This window comes from Vallitalea longa, from assembly GCF_027923465.1.
Lineage (GTDB): Bacteria > Bacillota > Clostridia > Lachnospirales > Vallitaleaceae > Vallitalea > Vallitalea longa.
Map to the genome: position 1 here is coordinate 22,754 of NZ_BRLB01000012.1, position 22,068 is coordinate 44,821.

The following is a 22,068-nucleotide window of genomic DNA, read 5'->3' on the forward strand; positions in this document are numbered from 1 at the left end:
TTTTTTTTATTATCATAGTAAAAATATAGAGTAGATATAATATGAAAGGACATTATGATGCAAGTTCCAATAGTATGTTTTGTAACATTCAATAGACTTGGGTTAACAGTTAAGAATCTAACAGCTTTATTAAAATCAACAGATGATTTTGAATTACATATTGTTGATAATAATTCAACAGATGACACATGGAAATATATACGAGGGATCAAAGATAAAAGAATGAAATCAAGGAAAAGATTCAATATTAATTATGGTGTCGTCTATGCTATTAATTATGTTCTAAGTAAAAGAAAAAAAGATCAATACTTTATATTGATCGAAAATGATGTATGCATAGAAACACAAGATTTTGTTACTAAATTTATGGAAACAATGGATACTTTTCAGGATGTAGGTCTTTTGGGATGCGCAAGAAAAAACTTTTTCGAACAAAAAGGTATCAAACCCAAAAAAATAACCCAAAAAGGATTGAGCTATTATAAATATGATATGATAATTGGGTGTTTTAACTGTATTAGACCTGAGGTATTTGATTATATAGGTTATTGGAATGAAGAAACATATGCTGCTGATCAGGACATGAGCTCTCGTATTAACAAGTATACTCCATATGTTACAGGTTATGCTGCTTCAATTGAATTGAATCAAACTCAATACATAAGTTGCGACCAATGTTTATATAGAAAAGAATGCTCGTTAATTAATCAGAATAGGACTTGTTTCAATATCCATAGAAAGAATTACAGCCATGATAAATTTGCTGAATCATTACAAGAAAAGAAGAAAATGTACTATCAACAACTTAGAAACGGAAAAAGAACTATATATTGTGCTTCTATACATGATACCGAATCAATGAGAAAACATTATTATGACATAAAAATGGCTCATGATAATTTCAATTTTTTCAAGAAAAATGGAAATTGATATTATTGGCAGTATAAATAAATAGAGAGGTAATAATATGCAAGATATAGTTGTTTTTGGAGCAGGAGGGCATTCAAAAGTTATAATCGATATAATTGAAAGAGAAGGGAAATATAGTATTATTGGGCTTATAGATAATTATAATAGAGCTGAATCACATTTTGGTTACCATATATTAACTGATGAGATAGAGGTTATAATGAATAATGTGTACGGAGGAATAATTGCTATTGGTGATAATTGGAGTCGTCATGTAATCACAGATGAGATAAAAAGTATTAATCCTAATTTTAGGTTTGTTAGTTGTATCAGCCCTAATTCTTGTATCGCTAGAGAAGTTGAAATCGGAGAAGGTAGCGCTATAATGGCTGGAGCAGTTATAAATAGTAGTACACGTATAGGTAAGCATTGTATAATCAATAGTAATTCATCCATTGACCATGATAATATTATAGGTGATTTTGTTTCAATCGCTCCTAATGTAACCACTGGTGGAAATGTTATAGTTGGAGATCATACAGCTGTAGGTTTAGGAACTAATGTTATTCACAGAATCAATATAGGTTGCAATACAGTTATCGGTGCAGGATCAACAGTGATAAGAGATATAGGTTCTTATGTAGTTGCTTATGGAATACCATGTAAGGTTGTCAGAAAAAGGAATAAGGAGGATAAATATCTATAATATTGGGGGCGAATTAACTTATGATCAATGTTACTAAATCTTATTTACCGGATATCAATAGATTCAAATATTACATAGATAAGATCTATGATTCTGGATGGATAACGAATAATGGGGAACTTCTAAGAAATTTGGAAGATAAATTGAAGGATTATCTTGGAGTTGATAACATCATATTGGTAAGTAACGGAACATTGGCTCTTCAAGTGGCTTATAAGATGTTGTCGTTAAAAGGTGAGGTCATAACTACGCCTTTTTCTTTCGTAGCGACAACAAGCAGTCTGGTATGGGAAGGGTTACACCCCATATATGTTGATATAGAAGAAGAAACCTTGAATATAGACCCTGACAAAATTGAATCCAGTATAACAGCCAATACATCATGCATAGTTCCAACACATGTATTCGGGAATGGTTGCGACATAGAAAAGATAGAGTATATAGCCAAGAAAAATAAACTGAAAGTCATATACGATGCGGCTCATTGTTTTGGAGTGAACTATAATGGGAGTAGTATACTTAATCATGGAGATGTCTCAATTATAAGTTTTCATGCAACCAAGATATTTCATACTATTGAAGGTGGAGCGTTAATAGTCAATAATGAAGAGTATTTCAATAAGGCAAGAGAAATGATCAATTTCGGTTTCAACAATGGAAAAGTCATTGAATTAGGTATAAATGCCAAAATGAGTGAATTTCAAGCAGCTATGGGATTGTGTATTTTAGATGATATTGATGAAATAATCAGCAAAAGAAAGAAAACATATGAATACTACCAAAAATGCCTGAACAGAAAATCAATCAAATATCAAGTGATTAACAATAAATGTTCAATGAATTATTGTTATTTTCCAATCATATTAAAGAGTGAAGTTGAGCTGTTGAAGATAAGAGATAAATTGATAGATAATGAAATCATTCCAAGAAGATATTTTTATCCCTCACTCAATACTTTACCATATGTAAAAAATTGTTCTGTAATGATCTCAGAAGATATTTCAAGGAGAATCTTATGTCTACCCATATATAATTCATTAGAAAGATGCGAACAAGATAGAATAATTAACATAATCAATAATAACATATCTTAGCAAAGCAACTAAAAAGAAAACTCAAGCTTAGTAGAATAACTAGGTTTGAGTTGAATTGATAATCAATCAAATATATAATAATGTCTATTTATGACATCAATGAAATGCTTGATGACTTTATCATTGCTATATTCTCTTTCAATAATGTTTCTAGATTTTATGGAGAAGCTTTTTCTTAAGGATTGACTGATAGTAAGCAATTCCATATATTTATACCACTGTTCTTCAGTGTCTGCTAGAAAACCGTTAATACCATTTTTGATTAGAGTTCTATGATGCTGTGTATCGGAAGCAACGATAGGTAGACCAGAATACATTAATCTTTTTAGACCGAAACCGCTTTTACCTAATCTACTATTGTCTTTTATATAAGGCATGATAAAAATATCAGAGTTCACTATTCTTGGAACAATGTTTGTAAGATATCCTGAGAATGGTTCATATTCTATTAGTTCGGCGAAAGGCAGTTTTTCTGTTATTTTATATCTTAGATCCCTATAATCTTTTCCCATATGCCAACCATAAAGTTGAAGTCTCGTATTATATTTTTCGTGAATTCTAATTAATGGTTCAGCAATCATCAATAGATCATTGACATAAGCATCAGCACATGCTTGTTGCCAACTGATTATTAGTGGTTTGTTGAATTTGTCTTTTGCCTTCACATAAGTATAGTTCTCAAAATCAATCATACAAGATATTACTTCTATTGGTACATCAGTATATTCTTTTAAAACTTCTTTATGGCTATGGGTTCCTACAAGAATCAGATCGGTCATTTTGATTGTTTCTAATTTTTCTATTGATTTCATATCATGAAAATCATCATCAATATGAATTAGTTTGATTTTATTCTTCAAATGCTGTATATGCTTTTTTGTATGAGCAGGACATTGTATGGTTTTCTGAAAGAATATCGCATCACAATCGGGATTTTCAAGTATATTATATTTCTCTTTCAGATCAAAGATAATATGTATATCATATCCCAGTTTTTTTAATGCGTCAGCAAATAATCTATTTGAATAAGTAGTAGTTGAATTACCACTTGGTATAAGAAAAAAATAAGCTTTCAATCTAATCACTCCATACGTCAATAATTTATTCCATCAGGTTTTAATTTTACCTAAGAATTCACGTAATGCTTCTTGCCAATCACGTATATGATAACCGAAATTATCCTCCAGCATCTTATTCTGTAGAACAGAATATTTAGGTCTATCTGCTGCTCTATCCAACTGTTTTGTTTTAATGGGTATAACCTTATTATTGCATTTTGTCAGTTCCATGATCTTACAGGCAAAATTGTACCAACTGCATTGGCCACCATTTGAAATGTGGTATGTTCCATAGGCATGGGTCAATATTAGTTTATGAATTGCATTGATTAAATCTATAGTATAAGTAGGAGTTCCTATCTGGTCATCTACTACTTTCAATATATCATTTTTATTGGCTAGATTTAATATTGTTTTAACGAAATTAGTACCATTTTGTCCATACATCCAAGATGTTCTTATGATGAAATATCTGGTACACATGGTTTTTATTATTATTTCTCCAAGTAATTTGGTTTTTCCATATATGTTGATAGGATTAGGGGTATTTTTCTCTATATAAGGCTTATCACTTGATCCATCAAAAACATAATCTGTAGAAATGTGGACAATACATATATCATATTTAATTGCGGTTAATGCCAAATTATAGCATCCGTAAGTATTTATGTCATAAGCTAGACGGGGATTATCTTCACAATTGTCTACATTAGTGTATGCTGCACAATTAATAATCATATCAGGTTTAATTCTGAGAATTATATCTTGTATGTTATTCATATCAGTTATATCAAGTTCATCTTTTCCTAGAGCAATAATACTATGATGACTAGATAATAGTTGAATATCATTACCTAGTTGACCATTAGCACCAGTTATAAGAATGCGTATATCAGTCACCTCATTAATTAATGAATTTATATAATATATGATAGATACTTACTAAAAAGAATTAGGTTAAGGATACATTGTCAGGTGAGTGTGAATAAAAAAGACATAGCGTATGTCAAAACTCAACTATTGTGGTATAGGTTCTCTAATATAGTTATATATTGATTGAATTGATTCTCTTCAGTGTAAAGGGTTGCTCTCTTTTGCATTCTACTTCCATATTCATCAGCAGAGTCTAGAGTCAATAGGATCTTATTAACTAAATCATCGATAGATACTTTTGGAAATTGCCTTATATCACTAGTACATTCTGCTAGTAGAGCAGCATTTCCCAATAATTCTGGTAAACTTCCAGATTGTAATCCTACAAGAGGAGTGCCTACATTCATAGTTTCTATCACTGCATTGGAACATCCTTCATGAGCTTTCAGATGTAGAACCATATCTGCCGTTTTAATATAATTAGGCATTATTTTTCGGGGAAGAGGTTGCAGAATATTCAATTTAGTTATATTACATAGATTAGCTTTTCTTATATACGCATCTACTTCTGGGTATGCAAGCCCCATTACCCAAAATTCTATCTCAGGATGACATAGAAGTCTTCTAGCTGTTTCAATCAACAATTTTATAGAGTCAAGAGCTGTCTTAGGAGAACCCCAATAAGCACTAGTCAAAATGGTTTTTTTACCATTCCTTTTTCTCAAAGTTCTTACATTGGGATGAAACATTTTACTATTAGTACAGTTGTATATAATATCTCCGTCAGGTTCTTTACCATTATAGAGACTTCCAAAAAGTACGTTTTTGCTAAACTTACTTTGGTATACAAGGTGGTCGGCATAAGAGATCAATCTTCTTAATTTATTATTGCCTTCTTTAATAATCGATTTTCTATCATAGTTGTAATCAAGAAATATTGCACCTACTCTTTGAAGTATTCTAATATTTTTATCTTTTAAATATTTTAATTCTTCAGGAGTATTGAAATTAGCAACAGAGCAGAAAACATCTATATCTTCAGTGTAATCATATTTAACTTGATGTCCGCTGTTAATACAATATTTGCTGAAAGCACTAATCCATGAGATAGCTCCACCTCTACCTATTGGCTTTTTTGATAATCCAATAATCATAATATCTTCCACCATCAAAATAATTCTTAATTTATTATATCTATTATTAGCCTTTTAAGTGATTGATTTATTTGATTTATTGTAACGTTTTGGATAGAAGAAAATATAATATAGTAACACTTGTATTAAAGTTAGAAGTGACATAAAGAGAGGTGGTAGAAGTGTCAATTCAATTGTTCGTACCGACCTTTAGGGTAGATGAATGCCTTAAAGAAATAAAAGAATGCCTAGAAAAAGGTTGGACAGGGTTAGGATACAAAACTATAGAGTTTGAAGATAAATGGAAAGATTATACCAAGCTTCCTAATGCACATTTTATTAATTCTGCTACGGCTGGCTTGCATCTTGCGGTAAAAATATTAAAAGACGAATACAAATGGGACGAAGGTGACGAGATCATATCTACTCCATTAACTTTCATTTCCACTAACCATGCGATTGCATATGAAAAGTTGAATATTGTTTTTGCAGATGTAGACAAGTATTTATGCTTGGATCCAATAGATGTGAGAAAAAAGATTACCAAGAAGACCAAAGCGATAATGTACGTAGGGTTAGGAGGAAATACTGGACAATACAAAGAGATTGTTGACATTTGTAAAGAATATGATCTGAAATTAATCTTGGATGCGGCACATATGAGTGGTACAAGATTAAATGGTGAGATAGTTGGAAAGGAAGCGGATGTTGTCATATATTCCTTCCAAGCTGTCAAAAATCTTCCTACAGCCGATTCAGGAATGATATGTTTCAAAGAGAAAAAACTTGATGATATAGCTAGAAAATTCTCATGGTTAGGTATCAATAAAGATACGTATAGTCGTTCACTTGACAATGGTACTTATAAGTGGAGATATGATGTTGATTATCTAGGGTACAAATATCATGGGAATTCGATAATGGCAAGTATCGCATTGGTTCAACTCAGATATCTTGATAAAGATAATGCATACAGAAGGCAGATTGCGTCTTGGTATGATGAAGCTTTCAAGTATCATAAGAATCTAGTTAAGCCTGTACCAGTATCAAAAGGATGTGAGAGTTCAAGACATCTATATATTATTGAAGTAAATAATAGAGATGAACTTCTAGTTGCACTGAACCTTAATGATATATATCCAGGAGTACATTACAGAGATAATACGGAATACAGTGTATATTCTTATGGAAAAGGAACTTGTCCTAATGCCCATAGATTGAGTTCAAGAATTATATCTCTTCCATTGCACTTAAGGCTTACGAAAGATGATGTGGAAGAAATATCTAATAATGTAATAAAATTGGCTTCAAGCATCAAGGAGGATTAAATATGGAACATGATTATATTATAAATGGTGAGAAGATTCTTTTAAGACCTTTAAACGAAAATGATTTAGAATCTGTGGTTACTTGGAGAAATAAAGAATCAATCAGAAAATGGTTCATCAACAATGAATTGATAACAATAGAGGAACAGATCAAATGGTATGAAGATTATCTGAAAATCCCTAACGACTATATTTTCATAATTGAAGAGTGCAATGATTTAAAACAAGCTGTAGGTATAGCGGCCATATATAATGTTGATGATGAAAGGGCTGAATTCGGCAGATTATTTATTGGTGTGGAAGAAGCCATAGGGAAAAATATTGGATCTGAAGTTGTTCAATTATTGTGCAAATTCGCTTTTGATGATCTTGACCTGAATAAGATATATCTGAATGTATTTGATGATAATGAAATCGCTATAAACATATACCAAAAATGTGGATTTAGAATATGTTATAGATATAGGGCTAATAACAAGATATTAATTAGAATGGAGTTAAATAGATGAACAAAGAAGTTATATCAGTGATAGGATTAGGTTATGTAGGATTACCTTTAGCTGTTTGTTTTGCTGAAAGAGGGAAAAAAGTAATAGGATTTGATGTTAAACAGGAAAAGATAGATTTATATAGACAAGGTAAAGATCCTACTAATGAAGTGGGGGAGAAAAGGTTAAGTAATGTAAGGGATATTATGTTCACAACTGATCCAGAGATGTTGAGACAATCTAAGTTTCATATAATTGCTGTTCCTACTCCTATTACATCAGATAAATTTCCTGATCTTGACCCAGTGAAAAACGCAACCAAGATAGTAGGTTCCAATCTTACCAAAGGGTCAATAGTGGTTTTTGAATCCACTGTTTATCCTGGTGTCACAGAAGAGATATGTGTACCTATTCTGGAAAAGGAATCAGGACTTAGATATAGAGAAGATTTCTACGTTGGATATTCACCAGAAAGAATCAATCCAGGAGATAAAGTCCATACAGTGGATAAAATCAAAAAAGTAGTCTCGGGTTGTGATGAAAAAACTCTAGATATAATTGCTGAGACTTATAGTATTTTGACAGATGGAGGAGTATATAGAGCATCTTCCATAAAAGTAGCTGAAGCTGCCAAAGTTATTGAGAATTCCCAGAGAGATATCAATATAGCATTCGTTAATGAGATTGCCATCATATTCGACAAAATGGGTATTGATACTAGGGAAGTTCTAGACGCCGCTTCAACCAAATGGAATTTCCTGAATTTTTCACCGGGACTTGTTGGTGGTCATTGTATCGGTATTGATCCCTATTACCTGACTTACAAAGCCCAACAACTGGATTACAGACCAGAAGTGATATTATCGGGAAGAAGAATCAACGATAATATGGGTAAAATGATAGCTGAGAAAACAGTCAAGAAATTAATAGAAAACAATCACAAGATAAAAGATGCAAGAGTACTTATAATGGGATTGACATTCAAGGAAGACGTTCCAGACCTTAGAAATTCCAAAGTCAAAGATGTAATAGATGAACTTAATAAATATGAGATCAATGTCATAGTTACAGATCCATTAGCTGATAATGAAGAAGTCAGTAAGGAATATGAATTCAATCTAGTGAAACTGGAAGATGTAAAAGATGTGGATGCAATAATCCTATGTGTTTCACATAAACAGTATAGAGAAATGGATGTAGAAGATATATTAAAATATTATAATGAAGAAATAGATAAACCAATTTTAATAGATGTGAAAGGTATATTCGATAAAAATGAATCGGAGAAAATATTTGATTATTGGAGATTATAAGAGAGGGGAGTCAATGTGGAAAAAACTAAGATTCTAGCATTTTGTTACAATACAATTCCCTCAGCTATAGTAGGAGTAATTAAACCGTTACAATTCCTGCAGAACAAGAAATTTATAAATTTCGTATATAAAGAAAGTAGACGTGTCACTGAGGAGGATATACTACAATCAGATGTTGTCATAAGCATTAGAGGAGCAGAAACTATAGATGTAAACAATATAAGAAAAGCTAAGGCTTGGGGAAAGTATGTGATATATTATTTGGATGATGATTTACTAAACATAGGTGAACTGTCAAGATCTTATAATAAATCATATTTTCAGAAACCCAATATAAGAGCTAATGTCAAAATAATAATGAATACGAGCCATTGCCTATGGACTACTAATGATAATATAGGAGATAGATATAAAAATATATTCGAGAAAATAAGTGTAACGGGGGCACCAGCAGTACTACTTGAATATAATAAGAATAGTAAAGCCATAACTGACAATGATGTTCTGACTATTGGTTTTGCTGGAGGAAAAGACCATAGTTCTTTCATAGAAAAGTTGTTATTAAAACCTTTACTTACTGTTCTTGATAAATATAAGACGAAAGTCAAAATAGAAATATGTGGACTCAATCCACATACTTATAGGAATAAACCTGTTACGTATTCACCATATATGAGAAATTATGATGATTATATAAAATACATGATTTCAAGGAAATGGGATATAGCTGTTGCTCCACTTAAGGATTCCAAGTTCCACTGTTGTAAATATTTCAACAAATTTTTGGAGTATGGATCAATACATGCAGCAGGAATATATTCTAATGTAGAACCTTTTACATATATTGTCAAGGATAATGAAAACGGATTGCTAGTCAACAATACGATAGAAGATTGGACTAATGGTTTGATTTCATTGATTGAAGATAATGATATGAGAAATAGAATCAAAAAGAATGCTTATGATCTATTGGTAAGAGATTTCAGTATAGAGAAGATAGCAGAAGAGATAATGAAATCCATGCCATATCTGATAACTTATAAATCAGTAAAAAAATAATGGTTAAAGTAAAGTTTGGTGAAATAAATGAATGAAAATAAGATAGCTTTCATCATGTGTGTTAATGATGATGCTCTATATAGAAAGTCGATTCATTATATAAATGCTTTATTGGTTCCTGATAAATTCACTGTTGAGATTATAGACATAAGAAATCAATCAAGTATGACCAAAGGGTATAATGAAGGATTAAGAAGAACAGATGCCAAATATAAAGTGTATCTGCATCAGGATGTATTCATAATCAATAAGAATTTCATGAATGACATAATTGGTATATTCCAAGAACATGAGGAGATTGGATTGTTAGGAGTTATAGGTTCTAAGTATATACCATCAGATGGTGTTTGGTGGAGGTCAGTTAAAAAAGTAGGTACAGTATATGATAGTCATAGAGGAAAAAAGGAACTGCTTGATTTTAGACAAGCAGGAAATGACAGATTAAGTTATGTAGCTGCTATTGATGGTCTAATGATGATAACACAATATGATATACCTTGGAGAGAGGATATATTTGATGGTTGGCATTTCTATGATATATCTCAATGTATGGAATTCAGTAAGAAAAATTACAAAATTGCTGTTCCGTATCAAGAGGTACCTTGGTGTATCCATGATTGTGGTATTGTGAAACTTACTGATTATAAAAAATACAGATTGATATTTCTGGATGAATATAAAAATGAATTAAAATCATGAAAGGAATAGATATATGCCTTATTATAGCTTTGTGATATTATGTTATAACAATAGTGGGCTGACAAAACAAGCAGTTGAGACATTAATAGCATCTTTTGATGTGAATGTGATTGGTAAAGGTATAGAGATCATTGTAGTTGACAATGGGTCCGTTGATGATACTCAAAAAGTAATTGATGAACTTAAAACAGTATATAACAAGAAAAATATTGAAATAATCAACATCAAGTTGCCACAGAATATGGGATATCCCGTTGGAGTCAATATGGGATTATCTTATTGTAGAGGGAAAATAATAGGAGTACTCAATAATGATCTCATTTTCCCAAAAGACTGGTTGAATGGTATTGTATATCTACTCACCAGTGATAAAAAAATAGGTTTTGCGGCTCCGTATCTATCATATGCTTCTGGTATTCAAAGTACACGTGTCAGACTTAATTCGTTAGAAGAAATAAATAAGTACGCAGAAAATTTCATAAAGGAAAATAAAGATAAGGTTACCTATACTTCTCGTGTCATAGGTGCGTGTATAATATTAAAAAGATGTGTATTGGAAACAATAGGCGGGAATGATTTTTTCTATGGGTTAGGTCATTTTGATGATGATGACTGGTGTCTGAGAGCAAGACTGGCTGGGTATAAGATTGCTGTAACAGGCAATTCTTTTGTTTATCATATGGGAAGTAAAACTTTTAGAAGCATAAGACGTAATATGAATCATTATGTCACAATAAATAGAAGCAAATTCCATAGAAAATGGGAATTGACAACAGATACCCAAAAAAGTTCAGTATATGTCAATAGAGAAAAGTATGTTGATGAACATAATTATGGTAGAGAAGAACACTTTATACCTTATGAATTCGATTATGATGTCAAACATGAAACTAACAATAAAAAAACAAATAAAATACTGTTAGTTGCCAATTGGGATAATATATATTCCAGATGGAAAGATAAACTGTTAAGAGTACTTTATAAACTCAATGAAAATGAAGAGATATATGTTTGGATACCAAATAATTATTTCCATTTTCATCAGAAAGTAAATATGATTAGAGGTATTATAGGAAAAAAATTGAATCAACAGAAAGTATCTTTTATGAATGATTCGGTTAATCATATAGACCTGATTGAATTCATATGTGAATATGATTCAGTCATTAGTGTCAATTGTGATTTTGTCAATAAATATATAGTATATCATGCAAATGAGTTGGATATGATTGTAATCTAATATGAAACCTTTTAACCAACCTTTAACCAACTTAATTCTTTTATCATATATTGTAATTAAGGAGGTGAAGGAATATTGAAAGAACCATATGATGGTTATCATGATTGCCAATATTATAATGATACTGATAAAGAATGTTTAGATTATTTAGGATATTGTTGTAATGATGATGTTTTATTCAGGTGTAAAAAAGAAAAGGATAAAGATGGTAAGATTATATGTACTCCTATTAAATTATGTATAAAAGGTGATATAGGAAGACCAGGACCAAGAGGACCTAGAGGACCAAGAGGTCCAAGAGGACCAGAAGGACCAGAGGGAGAAAGAGGTCCAAGGGGTAAAAGAGGTCCAGAAGGAGAAAGAGGTCCAGAAGGTGAAAGAGGTCCAAGGGGACCAAAAGGTAAGAGAGGACCAACAGGACCAAAAGGTAAAAGAGGTCCAACAGGACCAACAGGACCAACAGGACCAACAGGACCAACAGGACCAACGGGACCAACGGGGCCAACGGGACCAACGGGGCCAACGGGACCAACGGGACCAACAGGACCAACGGGACCAACAGGACCAACAGGACCAACAGGAGATACCGGTCCAATGGGAAATACCGGTCCAACAGGAGACACCGGAGCGACAGGAGATACTGGAGCAACAGGAGACACTGGCCCAACGGGAGACACTGGAGCGACAGGAGATACCGGCCCAACGGGAGACACTGGAGCAACAGGAGATACCGGCCCAACGGGAGACACTGGAGCAACAGGAGATACCGGTCCAACGGGAGACACCGGAGCAACAGGAGATACCGGCCCAACGGGAGACACCGGAGCAACGGGAGATACCGGTCCAACGGGAGACACTGGAGCGACAGGAGATACCGGTCCAACAGGAGACACCGGAGCGACAGGAGATACCGGTCCAACGGGAGACACCGGAGCAACAGGAGATACCGGCCCAACAGGGGACACTGGAGCGACAGGAGATACCGGTCCAACGGGAGACACCGGAGCAACAGGAGATACCGGTCCAACGGGAGACACCGGAGCAACAGGAGATACCGGCCCAACGGGAGACACCGGAGCAACAGGAGATACCGGTCCAACAGGAGACACTGGTCCTCCGGGAGCAGGTTTGTGTGAATGTTGTGTTGAACCGTGGGAAAAATTTATTGATAATTTAATTGATTTAGGTATTACCACAGTAGATTTTGCAACAACAACCCAAGATCCAAGAACTAATCAAAGTCCATTGACACCAGTTATTAATAATATAACTCAAATAGCGGATTTCATAGTACCAATATGTCAACTTGTAGCACTAGAGTTTACAATTAATACTACTGTCATAACAGAACAGGAGATATTAGATGGATTAACAACTCCAACAGAACCGATATTAGGTGAATGTGAATGTTGTGAAGCTCCACTAAGAGAAGAAATAGAGATGTTAATAAACACAGATGTGAATGTTGATACACTTGCTTCTGGAATGTTCCAAAACATTTCCAATATTACTGTTGTAGGCGTTGGCCTAGGTATCGCAGTTTTTAGAGCTCAAGGTAGCGGTGTTATGCAAGATTACTATGCTATAACAATATGTAAGATAGCTGATATAGAATTAAGATAGTATTTATGGAATAAGGATGCTTACGGGTATCCTTATTTAATTTCCCGTAGCTAATTAAATTTCTTTGCATATAATATCATGAAGAATTTTATTAAATGGAGAAATTCAATGAAAACTCTAAGTTTGTGTATGATAGTCAAGAATGAGGAAGATGTTCTGGATAACTGCCTGTCATCGGTTAGCGATATTGTAGACGAAATAGTAATAGTTGATACTGGTTCAACAGACAAAACTAAAAAAGTCGCTAAGAAATATACTAATAAAATATATGATTTCAAATGGATAAATGATTTTGCAGCTGCTAGAAACTATAGTTTCTCAAAGGCCACATGTGATTATATTCTATGGTTGGATGCAGATGATGTCCTGTTGGAAGAAGATAGAAATAAATTCAAGAAATTAAAAGAAAATATGGACAAAAAATATGAAGCATATTCTATGTTCTATAATTATGCATTTGATGATGATGGTAATGTCATTCTTAGATTCAGAAGAAATAGGATAGTAAAAAGAAAGAGAAAATTCAAATGGCATGGATTTGTTCACGAATATATAGATGTGCAAGGTAAAGTTTGCAATACTGATATAAGTGTAACTCACAGAAGAGTTCATAACGTAGGTCAGAGGAATATCAATATATATAAACAAAAAATATCTGAAGGATATAAGTTGAATCCTAGAGAAAAGTATTATTATGCAAAAGAGTTGTTCGACAATAAGTTATACGATGAAGGCATAGAAGTATTCAATGAATACCTTGACGAGAATAATGGTTGGATAGAGGACAATATCGTGGCATGTGGTAAGATAGCGGATTACTATTTCCGTATGAAAAAATATGAAGAAGGTAGAAAATACTGTTTTAGAACATTCCAATATGATTTACCTAGAGGAGAGCATTGTTGCAGACTAGGTTTATCTTATATCAATCAAAAGGATTATAAAAGAGCCGCTTTCTGGTATGAACTAGCTACCAGATTAGAGAGACCTACAAGTGATTGGGGTTTTATCAATGAGAATGCTTATACATGGCTACCACATCTACAATTATGTGTCTGTTATTATAAGCTTGGAGATAATGACAAATCATATGAGCACAATAAAATAGCTGCAATATACAATAGTGATAACGAGAGTATCAAATATAATGAAAAGTTCTTTAAAGAGCTTGGATATGAGTAGTTTCAATATGAATCATTAAATATATTGTTGAATATGGGAGTTATATATGATTAATGAAATTATAAAACAAGATTTCAATACACGTGTACAAAATATGGATATCAATGATGCTAGAGAAAAACTGGTAAAGAAAGAAGATTGTAATGATAAGTTCCATGTAGTATATGTTATGGGTAATACAACAATATGTGGTGCAGCTAAAATTATATTTCAACAAGCTAACAGATTGATAGAAAAGGGATTGAAAGTAACTATAGTGGCTTATTTCAGAAAGCCTAGCTGGTTCAACATTGAATGTGATTATATCCAAGTACCATTCACCACCAAATTATCTATGTGCATACCCTATTGTGATCTGATAATTGCAACATATTATACTCATATTGGAGAATGTGTGAAAACCAAGTTAGCACCAGTAATATATTTTGAACAAGGTGATTTTCATCTCTTTTGCAATGACAGATTAAGTAAAGAAAGTAAAGAGTTCATTAATCTTCAATTTCAATTGGCTAACGATATTTTTACAGTTTCTAATGAAGCTGATAGATTGATTAACAGTATATTCCATAGAGAAGCCAATGTTATTCATAATGGGATAGATAGAAATATATTCAATAATGAAATTGACGTAGAAGTAGAAGATAGATATATATTGATGATGGGTTCTGACAGACTTGAGTTCAAGGGTATACAGGATATTATAGCCGCTTATAGTATAGTCAAAAAGCAAATGCCTGATCTGAAATTATATTGGATAACACCAGTTAGCCCTTCATCAAATAATGATAAGGTGATTTCTCAAGTTTTTATTTCACCTAGTCAGGAAAATATCGGGAAATTATATAAGAATGCAGAGATTTTCGTAAACGGTTCATATTATGAATCATTTTCTTTACCTGTAATAGAAGCTATGGCTTGTGGATGTCCAGTTATCACTACTGACTGTATAGGTGTAAGGGATTATGTAGTTAATAAAGAAAATGCATTGATAACAAGTCATTCTCCACATGAAATAGCTGATAGGATAATTGACTTGGCAGGAGATAAGGTTCTACAGGATAAGTTGATGGAAAATGGATTGGAGACTGTTAAAATATTCAGTTGGGAATTCATAATTGATAAACTGTACACCTATTATTGCACGAAAAATAAATATGAAACAATAAATCTTAATAAGATAGAAGACTGGAAGATAAGAGTTAGAGAAGAAGATTTCTTAGTTTATGAGGATTACCAAAAGTTCATTAAAATATTGAGAACAACTACAAACGGGAAGGTCTATGTTCCTTTTCAATATAAAATAACAGATGAATTCTCTGTTGTCAGATGGGAAGAAGCAGCATATAGAGAAGATGCTCATAGCTGTGCAGTTGAATATTCATATACTAAAACCCAGGGAAATCAATTAGATATAAAAGATAATTATACAAAATATCTCTATGAAAATATCAGAACAGAGAATTATGAAGATACAATAATCTGGATTAATAGCCAGCCGGATATTAAAGAGGATATGGTATACAAGAGATGGGTAATATATTGTCTAATAAAATTGAAGAGGTTCAATGAATCTGTGAAGATAATTAATGATGTACTTGATAATGTTAAGCACAATCATCCAGACATATATTATTTACAGCTTCTGATACCTGATATATTTCATGATAAGTCGAAGAGGGAAGAAATCGTCAGAAACATAAATATATATGGTGACGGAATAATATTTGAAGAATTCATAGTAGATATCATAAGTGTAACTGAAAAATTAGTTGATGGGTCAAATCAGAAAAAGGGGTTAAATATTATGGAAGAGACTTTTGATTATGCAGTGAGATTATATGAGAACAAACTGTATGATGAGGCAATAAAAAGTTTTATGGAATTTGTTGAGGATAATAAAGACGGTGACAAAGAAAAGATAATAGAAGCCTATAGAAAAATATATTACAGCTATTATTATAAAGGTATGTATGATGATTGTAGATTGTATTGTTATATGACATTCAAGTATACACTTCCCAGAGCTGAGGAATGCTGCTTTATAGGGTATACATACTTGCAGGAAAAGAATTATGAAGATGCTGCTTTCTGGTATGAATTAGCTACTACACTGGATCTACCTAGAAATAATGAGTTTCCTGTTGTTGATAAAGCAGCATATACATGGAAACCATTTTTACAGTTATGTGTATGCTATTATAATATGGGAAAAGTAAAAAAATCTTTTGAATATAACGAGTTGGCTAAGAGTTTTAATCCTACTGATAAGAATATATTACAGAATGTAGAATTTTTCAGGAAAATTGGATATGAAACCAATGAATTGAAATATGAATAATAAGTTGAGTGGAAGGAGTAGGATAAGTGAAAGGTCTATTGAAGAATCTACCTGATGACAGTAGTGTATTGGTTACTGGATGTGCAGGTTTTATTGGATTTCACCTGGCTAAACGATTATTGGAGGAGCACATTAGTGTCATTGGGTTGGATAATGTCAATGATTATTATGATATTAATCTGAAATTATCCAGACTAGCCATTTTAGAAGAATATGATGAATTCAAGTTTTATAAAATTACTCTGGAGGATAGTCATAAGGTCAATAAAATATTTAGAGACAATCATATTGAATATGTAATTAATTTGGCAGCGCAAGCAGGAGTAAGGTATAGTCTTGAGAACCCAAGAGCTTATATAGATTCTAATATCGTAGGTTTCTTGAACATATTGGAAACGTGTAAAGAGTATGATGTCAGGCACCTCATATATGCTTCTTCTAGTTCGGTATATGGTGGTAATAAAAAAATACCTTTTTCCACCAGTCATAACGTGGACCATCCTGTAAGTCTATACGCAGCTACTAAGAAAGCCAATGAATTGATGGCACATACCTATAGCCATTTATACAATCTACCTACAACTGGTTTGAGATTTTTTACGGTTTACGGGCCTTGGGGCAGACCTGATATGGCAATGTTTCTGTTTACAGATGCCATTATCAAAAATAGACCTATAAAAGTCTTTAATTATGGTAAGATGGTAAGGGATTTTACTTATATAGATGATATAGTTGAAGGCATTTACAGAATTATACCTTATATCCCACAGGGTAATGATAGAGGGGATAGTGTTAGTGATTGTAATGAGAGTTATGCTCCATATAAAATATATAACATAGGTAATAATAGTCCTGTTGAATTAGAATATTTCATTTCCGTATTAGAAAGTAAATTAGGCATAAAAGCCAAGAAGGATTACTTACCCATGCAACCAGGAGATGTGCCCAAGACATATGCTGATATAGAAGATATCAAAAAAGATATAGATTTCACTCCTAGTACTACCATAGAAGAAGGGATATCTCATTTTGTTGATTGGTATAAGAATTATTATAAGTTATGACATTGATGATATATGAAAAATAGTTATTGTTAATTAGTTTTGATTTTTATTGATTAAGATAATTGCATAATTACCTTACGCTGATTTCTATAGAACAATATTCCTAATTCAATCTACAATTATAATCTACATATTGTGAGTATAGAATTAAATTAGGAATTACGCAATTATCTCCATTAGAATATATAAGATATATTTAAGTGTGAAGGTCATATAATGCCTTCTTTTTTTAATGTGCTTATTATTTTTTCTGCTCTATTTCTATAAGTGTGAATCTGAACAGCCTTATTCCCATTTACTTTTATTTTTTCTCTTAATGTATCATGCTTAGAATAGAAATCAACATATTCAAGAGTTTCCTCTTTGCAGGAAGAAACTATTAAATCGTCATTAGGGGTAAATAGTTCGCATAATCTTAAGTTATAAGAAGTTATTAAAAAACCACAAGAACCTAGGATTTCAAAAGTCCGCATAGTAATTAATTCATCTTTATAATTTTGTAGTCCTATATTTATTTTAGAACAACGGTATATTTTGTTTGATTGTAAATAATTAATATATCCATGAATACATTTTTTGTCTATAGGTTTGCCTAGAAAAGAGTCCATTTTGTCCCAGTGCTTTCCCCAGAAATCAATTGGAACATTATTATCAATAAGAGGTTTGATCAATATTTCAAGAGATTTTTTTCTATAATGATTTTTATCCCAGTTAAGAACATTAGGATAAGCATTAGCGACTACAGCAATATCTTTACTACACCAATCTTCACATTTTACTGGTGTGTGAAGACTTGGTTGATAAGCAAAGGGCAGATGTGTCGCTTCGATACCTAATGATTGGTATATTGAAATACAAGATTTGGATACAGTGAATACGTGTTTAGGGTTTGTTTTCTTGATTAGAGGTATAGAAAATTCATTTATGAAAGTTGGATCTTCAGTAGCCCAATATATTATAGGAATCGTCAATTCATCACATGCTGTACTGATTAGTTTTAAATTATAATCTGTATGTTGTGTTGTCCAACCCATAAGAATTACCATAGCAGGCTTGAATTTTTTTAGTAACTTATATACTTTTTCCTCATTAATGGTTCCTGATACAATAATTTTATAGCCAGCATCTCGAAAACCAAGAGGAAGTCCGAAAATAAATCTATCATCATTTTCAAAGAATAATATATTCATATTAACACCTACATTCATAAGTTATATATTATCATTATTATTAAAGATCAAGAAATAGAACATACATTTATTATTAAGTAAATGCATTAATAATAAATTATATCAAAAATATTATAAGCATGATATAATATAAAAATGTATTTATCAAAATAATAAAAATATGAGCAACTTTATATTTCTTATATTTTTTTTGAAAGGTAGACTAAAATGAATATAATTAATAATATAGTTAAATTTTTTTGTTATATTATAAGTGGAGTAATAATAGTTCTATGTATTATATTTTTGATCAAAGGTTATTATGAACATATTTTTATATTATTAGTTCTCCTAGTATTATGCTTTAATTTTCCTAATTGTATTATCAATTATAGTCGTAGTAGATTAGGTAAAAAGCAAGTAAAAGAATTTATAAAGTATATAAATAGAACACAAAAATTGATAACATTTGATGCTGATAATATCATTCTAGTAGAGGATGAAATCTGCCATTTTAATGAATATGCCAGATTACTACAAAATGTTCCTGATACATATTATAGAGTTAATAAAAGTATAGAAACAGAAAAACAAAAAAACAAATTATATGTTACTAATAAAAGAATGATACTTTTTTCTAATAATCAACAATATGTAATTCCTATCAACGAAATACTTGAAATTAAATATAAAAAAAGAGATGTAATTATATTTACTTATCATAATATACAATTTAACATTTTTATAGATCAGAACAAACTGTTTCAAGTAGTTATTAATTCATTAAACAAGAAAAAATAATCTTATTAATAATGTTTAGAATAAAAACAGCAGGTTAATGATCAATTTTTTTTTGATTATAGTCTTTATTATCATTAACAGTAGGCTTTGAAAATGTTAACTTATCTTTAAGTGATTCTATTGTATGTTTATCAAGGTTAAGGTCTGTAGCGAATTCATTCATATTGTAATAATAACCTATTTGATTTCTATGTTTGATAATCTTTTTAGCTTGTAAAGGTCCTAGTCCATATAATTTAGAGATATCTTTTTTGGATGATCTATTGATATCAACTTTACTTACTAATTGTGTATATGTAGTCTTACTAGTTACAGATGGTCTAGGTGGGGTATTTTCAGATTCAGCATATTCATTATTCTCTATGGTTCCTTCTTTAGTACACAAGTATATTATCATCACAATAATACAAATCGGAATTAACCCTAATAATATATAAAGGCCGCTTTTTCCGATATCATGTAATCTACAGATACTTGCTGGAATGATTATTATCCAAAAGAGTAAGCTATAAGTTATAAAACATATATCCCAATACTCCATGTTTGGTATGAATAAAATTATTAGAAATACAATCAATAAACCAATTGCGATATAAGAGTATGTTTTTTTATTAAGTCTACGGTAATTATCTCTTGAATCGAGTGAATTAGTTGGCTCTTTGCCCATGTTAAGTATCCTCCTTGTTATTAAATTATAATTTATATAAAATATATTATAACATAAATAGTCATATTAATACATAATAAAAAAATGTAACTACAATATATATTCTGTCATAAGTATCCAGAAAAAGGTTGCTTTAGCAAGGCTATAGTGTATAATAATTAGTAAGAACAATATAATATTACTATATATTATTATTATATTAATTCATGTTATATACATAGATTAATTGATGGATATAAGCCAAAGATATTTATTTATAAAATAATTTTATTTGAGTAATATTAAATAAGAGATGATTGTTATGGCAATATTATAAATAACAAAAAGATCTATTGAATTTGGCATGTAAATTTTGTTAATATAATTGAGATTTGAGGTATCCCAATGAAATATGTTGAATTATTATATAATCCAATGTCTGGAAATTTAGATTTTCCAGCTTATCTAGATTTATTTATATCTATTTTTCAAGATGTAGGCTATGAGACTAGAATACACAGAACCAAAAGTAAAGAAGATATGTCTAGTTATTTAGCATGTCAAGATTTTCGTAATTGTAGTGCAATAATTGTAGCAGGAGGAGATGGCTCAGTTAATCAAGCGGTAAATAGTATAATGAAGCATCATATAGATGTACCATTGGGTGTAATTCCTGCAGGTACAGCTAATGATTTTGCATCTCATTTAAAATTACCTTTAAGATATGGAGAATGTATAGAGACTCTTGCTAAAATGAATGTTAGAAATGTAGATGTCGGTAAAGTCAACGATAAATATTTTATTAATGTGTGTTGTGGAGGATTATTCACAAATATTTCACAGAATATGGATCTAGAATTGAAAAATACATTAGGGAAGCTTGGATATTATATTAAAGGAGTACAGCAATTACCTAGATTCAGAAAAATTCGTTATAGAATTACAAATTCAAAACAAGTACTGGATGATTATTTCTATTTATTTCTAGTCCTAAATGGAAGAAGTGCTGGAGGATTTAATAAATTAGGAGCGGATGCTGAGATTGATGATGGTAAAATGGATTTTATCGGAATAAAAGCATGTACTATTAATGAAGTTGCAATTTTATTTGGTAAAATATTAATTGGAGAACATCTTCAAGATAGGAATATAGTTTTTTTTCAAGACAACAAAATAGATATAGAATGTATAAAAGGTCTAAATATGTTTAGAGAATCTGATATAGATGGAGAAAGTGGTCCAGAATATCCTTTGCATATTGAAGTTAAGAAGAAGGCTTTAAAAGTTATCTGTAACTTATAAACTTATACAAGAGTAGTAATTTATAATTATAGGGTAGATATAA

At 31.3% G+C, this 22,068-nt stretch carries 20 protein-coding genes; 15 read left to right on the forward strand and 5 right to left on the reverse strand.

The window, feature by feature from the left end:
• Positions 1 to 54 precede the first annotated feature (54 nt).
• The 3 genes from QMG30_RS16660 to QMG30_RS16670 are packed head-to-tail and all read left to right on the forward strand — an operon-like array spanning position 55 to position 2,709.
• Positions 55 to 930: a glycosyltransferase gene (locus tag QMG30_RS16660; protein WP_281817324.1), complete on the forward strand. Its 876-nt coding sequence runs from the start codon at positions 55 to 57 to the stop codon at positions 928 to 930.
• Between the two features lie 37 nt (positions 931 to 967).
• On the forward strand, positions 968 to 1,615 hold the full coding sequence (locus tag QMG30_RS16665) for an acetyltransferase (RefSeq protein WP_281817325.1): 648 nt from the start codon (positions 968 to 970) through the stop codon (positions 1,613 to 1,615).
• A gap of 20 nt (positions 1,616 to 1,635) precedes the next feature.
• Entirely contained in the window at positions 1,636 to 2,709 is a 1,074-nt protein-coding gene (locus tag QMG30_RS16670) for a DegT/DnrJ/EryC1/StrS family aminotransferase (protein WP_281817326.1), read from the forward strand.
• Between the two features lie 62 nt (positions 2,710 to 2,771).
• On the opposite strand, the gene QMG30_RS16675 is transcribed toward QMG30_RS16670, so the two are convergent.
• The 3 genes from QMG30_RS16675 to QMG30_RS16685 form a co-directional block, all read right to left on the reverse strand.
• Positions 2,772 to 3,785, reverse strand: a complete 1,014-nt coding sequence (locus QMG30_RS16675; protein WP_281817327.1) for a glycosyltransferase — start codon at positions 3,783 to 3,785, stop codon at positions 2,772 to 2,774.
• A gap of 33 nt (positions 3,786 to 3,818) precedes the next feature.
• Positions 3,819 to 4,667 carry a dTDP-4-dehydrorhamnose reductase gene (gene rfbD / locus QMG30_RS16680; RefSeq protein WP_281817328.1) on the reverse strand — a complete coding sequence of 283 codons (849 nt, stop codon included), beginning with the start codon at positions 4,665 to 4,667 and terminating at the stop codon, positions 3,819 to 3,821.
• Positions 4,668 to 4,780: 113 nt separating this feature from the next.
• Entirely contained in the window at positions 4,781 to 5,794 is a 1,014-nt protein-coding gene (locus tag QMG30_RS16685; RefSeq protein WP_281817329.1) for a glycosyltransferase, read from the reverse strand.
• A 161-nt stretch (positions 5,795 to 5,955) separates the two neighbouring features.
• Here QMG30_RS16685 and QMG30_RS16690 point away from each other — a divergent pair, with 161 nt between their 5' ends.
• The 10 genes from QMG30_RS16690 (at position 5,956) to QMG30_RS16735 (ending at position 18,107) form a co-directional block, all read left to right on the forward strand.
• Complete coding sequence (locus tag QMG30_RS16690; RefSeq protein WP_281817330.1) at positions 5,956 to 7,101, forward strand: DegT/DnrJ/EryC1/StrS family aminotransferase; 1,146 nt, start codon at positions 5,956 to 5,958, stop codon at positions 7,099 to 7,101.
• Between the two features lie 2 nt (positions 7,102 to 7,103).
• Positions 7,104 to 7,610 carry a GNAT family N-acetyltransferase gene (locus QMG30_RS16695; RefSeq protein ID WP_281817331.1) on the forward strand — a complete coding sequence of 169 codons (507 nt, stop codon included), beginning with the start codon at positions 7,104 to 7,106 and terminating at the stop codon, positions 7,608 to 7,610.
• Positions 7,607 to 8,902, forward strand: coding sequence for a nucleotide sugar dehydrogenase (locus tag QMG30_RS16700; RefSeq protein WP_281817333.1), 1,296 nt, complete (start codon positions 7,607 to 7,609; stop codon positions 8,900 to 8,902). Before QMG30_RS16695 ends, QMG30_RS16700 begins: the two co-directional genes overlap by 4 nt.
• Before the next feature lie 15 nt (positions 8,903 to 8,917).
• Positions 8,918 to 9,961 carry a glycosyltransferase gene (locus QMG30_RS16705; protein ID WP_281817334.1) on the forward strand — a complete coding sequence of 348 codons (1,044 nt, stop codon included), beginning with the start codon at positions 8,918 to 8,920 and terminating at the stop codon, positions 9,959 to 9,961.
• A gap of 27 nt (positions 9,962 to 9,988) precedes the next feature.
• Entirely contained in the window at positions 9,989 to 10,660 is a 672-nt protein-coding gene (locus QMG30_RS16710) for a glycosyltransferase family protein (protein ID WP_281817335.1), read from the forward strand.
• Between the two features lie 13 nt (positions 10,661 to 10,673).
• Positions 10,674 to 11,900 carry a glycosyltransferase family 2 protein gene (locus tag QMG30_RS16715; protein WP_281817336.1) on the forward strand — a complete coding sequence of 409 codons (1,227 nt, stop codon included), beginning with the start codon at positions 10,674 to 10,676 and terminating at the stop codon, positions 11,898 to 11,900.
• Positions 11,901 to 11,975: 75 nt separating this feature from the next.
• Positions 11,976 to 13,523: a collagen-like domain-containing protein gene (locus QMG30_RS16720; protein ID WP_281817337.1), complete on the forward strand. Its 1,548-nt coding sequence runs from the start codon at positions 11,976 to 11,978 to the stop codon at positions 13,521 to 13,523.
• A 108-nt stretch (positions 13,524 to 13,631) separates the two neighbouring features.
• Entirely contained in the window at positions 13,632 to 14,705 is a 1,074-nt protein-coding gene (locus QMG30_RS16725) for a glycosyltransferase (RefSeq protein WP_281817339.1), read from the forward strand.
• Positions 14,706 to 14,751: 46 nt separating this feature from the next.
• The gene (locus QMG30_RS16730) at positions 14,752 to 17,043 is read left to right on the forward strand and encodes a glycosyltransferase family 4 protein (RefSeq protein WP_281817341.1); all 2,292 of its coding nucleotides are present in this window, start codon (positions 14,752 to 14,754) and stop codon (positions 17,041 to 17,043) included.
• A 26-nt stretch (positions 17,044 to 17,069) separates the two neighbouring features.
• Positions 17,070 to 18,107, forward strand: coding sequence for an NAD-dependent epimerase (locus QMG30_RS16735; RefSeq protein WP_281817342.1), 1,038 nt, complete (start codon positions 17,070 to 17,072; stop codon positions 18,105 to 18,107).
• Between the two features lie 209 nt (positions 18,108 to 18,316).
• Here QMG30_RS16735 and QMG30_RS16740 read toward each other — a convergent pair whose 3' ends face one another.
• Positions 18,317 to 19,297: a CgeB family protein gene (locus QMG30_RS16740; RefSeq protein WP_281817344.1), complete on the reverse strand. Its 981-nt coding sequence runs from the start codon at positions 19,295 to 19,297 to the stop codon at positions 18,317 to 18,319.
• A gap of 207 nt (positions 19,298 to 19,504) precedes the next feature.
• Between QMG30_RS16740 and QMG30_RS16745 the strand changes: the two genes are divergently transcribed.
• On the forward strand, positions 19,505 to 20,077 hold the full coding sequence (locus QMG30_RS16745; RefSeq protein WP_281817345.1) for a hypothetical protein: 573 nt from the start codon (positions 19,505 to 19,507) through the stop codon (positions 20,075 to 20,077).
• A 34-nt stretch (positions 20,078 to 20,111) separates the two neighbouring features.
• On the opposite strand, the gene QMG30_RS16750 is transcribed toward QMG30_RS16745, so the two are convergent.
• Positions 20,112 to 20,744 carry a helix-hairpin-helix domain-containing protein gene (locus QMG30_RS16750; RefSeq protein ID WP_281817346.1) on the reverse strand — a complete coding sequence of 211 codons (633 nt, stop codon included), beginning with the start codon at positions 20,742 to 20,744 and terminating at the stop codon, positions 20,112 to 20,114.
• Between the two features lie 384 nt (positions 20,745 to 21,128).
• Between QMG30_RS16750 and QMG30_RS16755 the strand changes: the two genes are divergently transcribed.
• Positions 21,129 to 22,025 (forward strand): YegS/Rv2252/BmrU family lipid kinase, encoded by an 897-nt coding sequence (locus QMG30_RS16755; protein WP_281817348.1) that lies wholly within the window; start codon positions 21,129 to 21,131, stop codon positions 22,023 to 22,025.
• Positions 22,026 to 22,068: the final 43 nt, after the last annotated feature.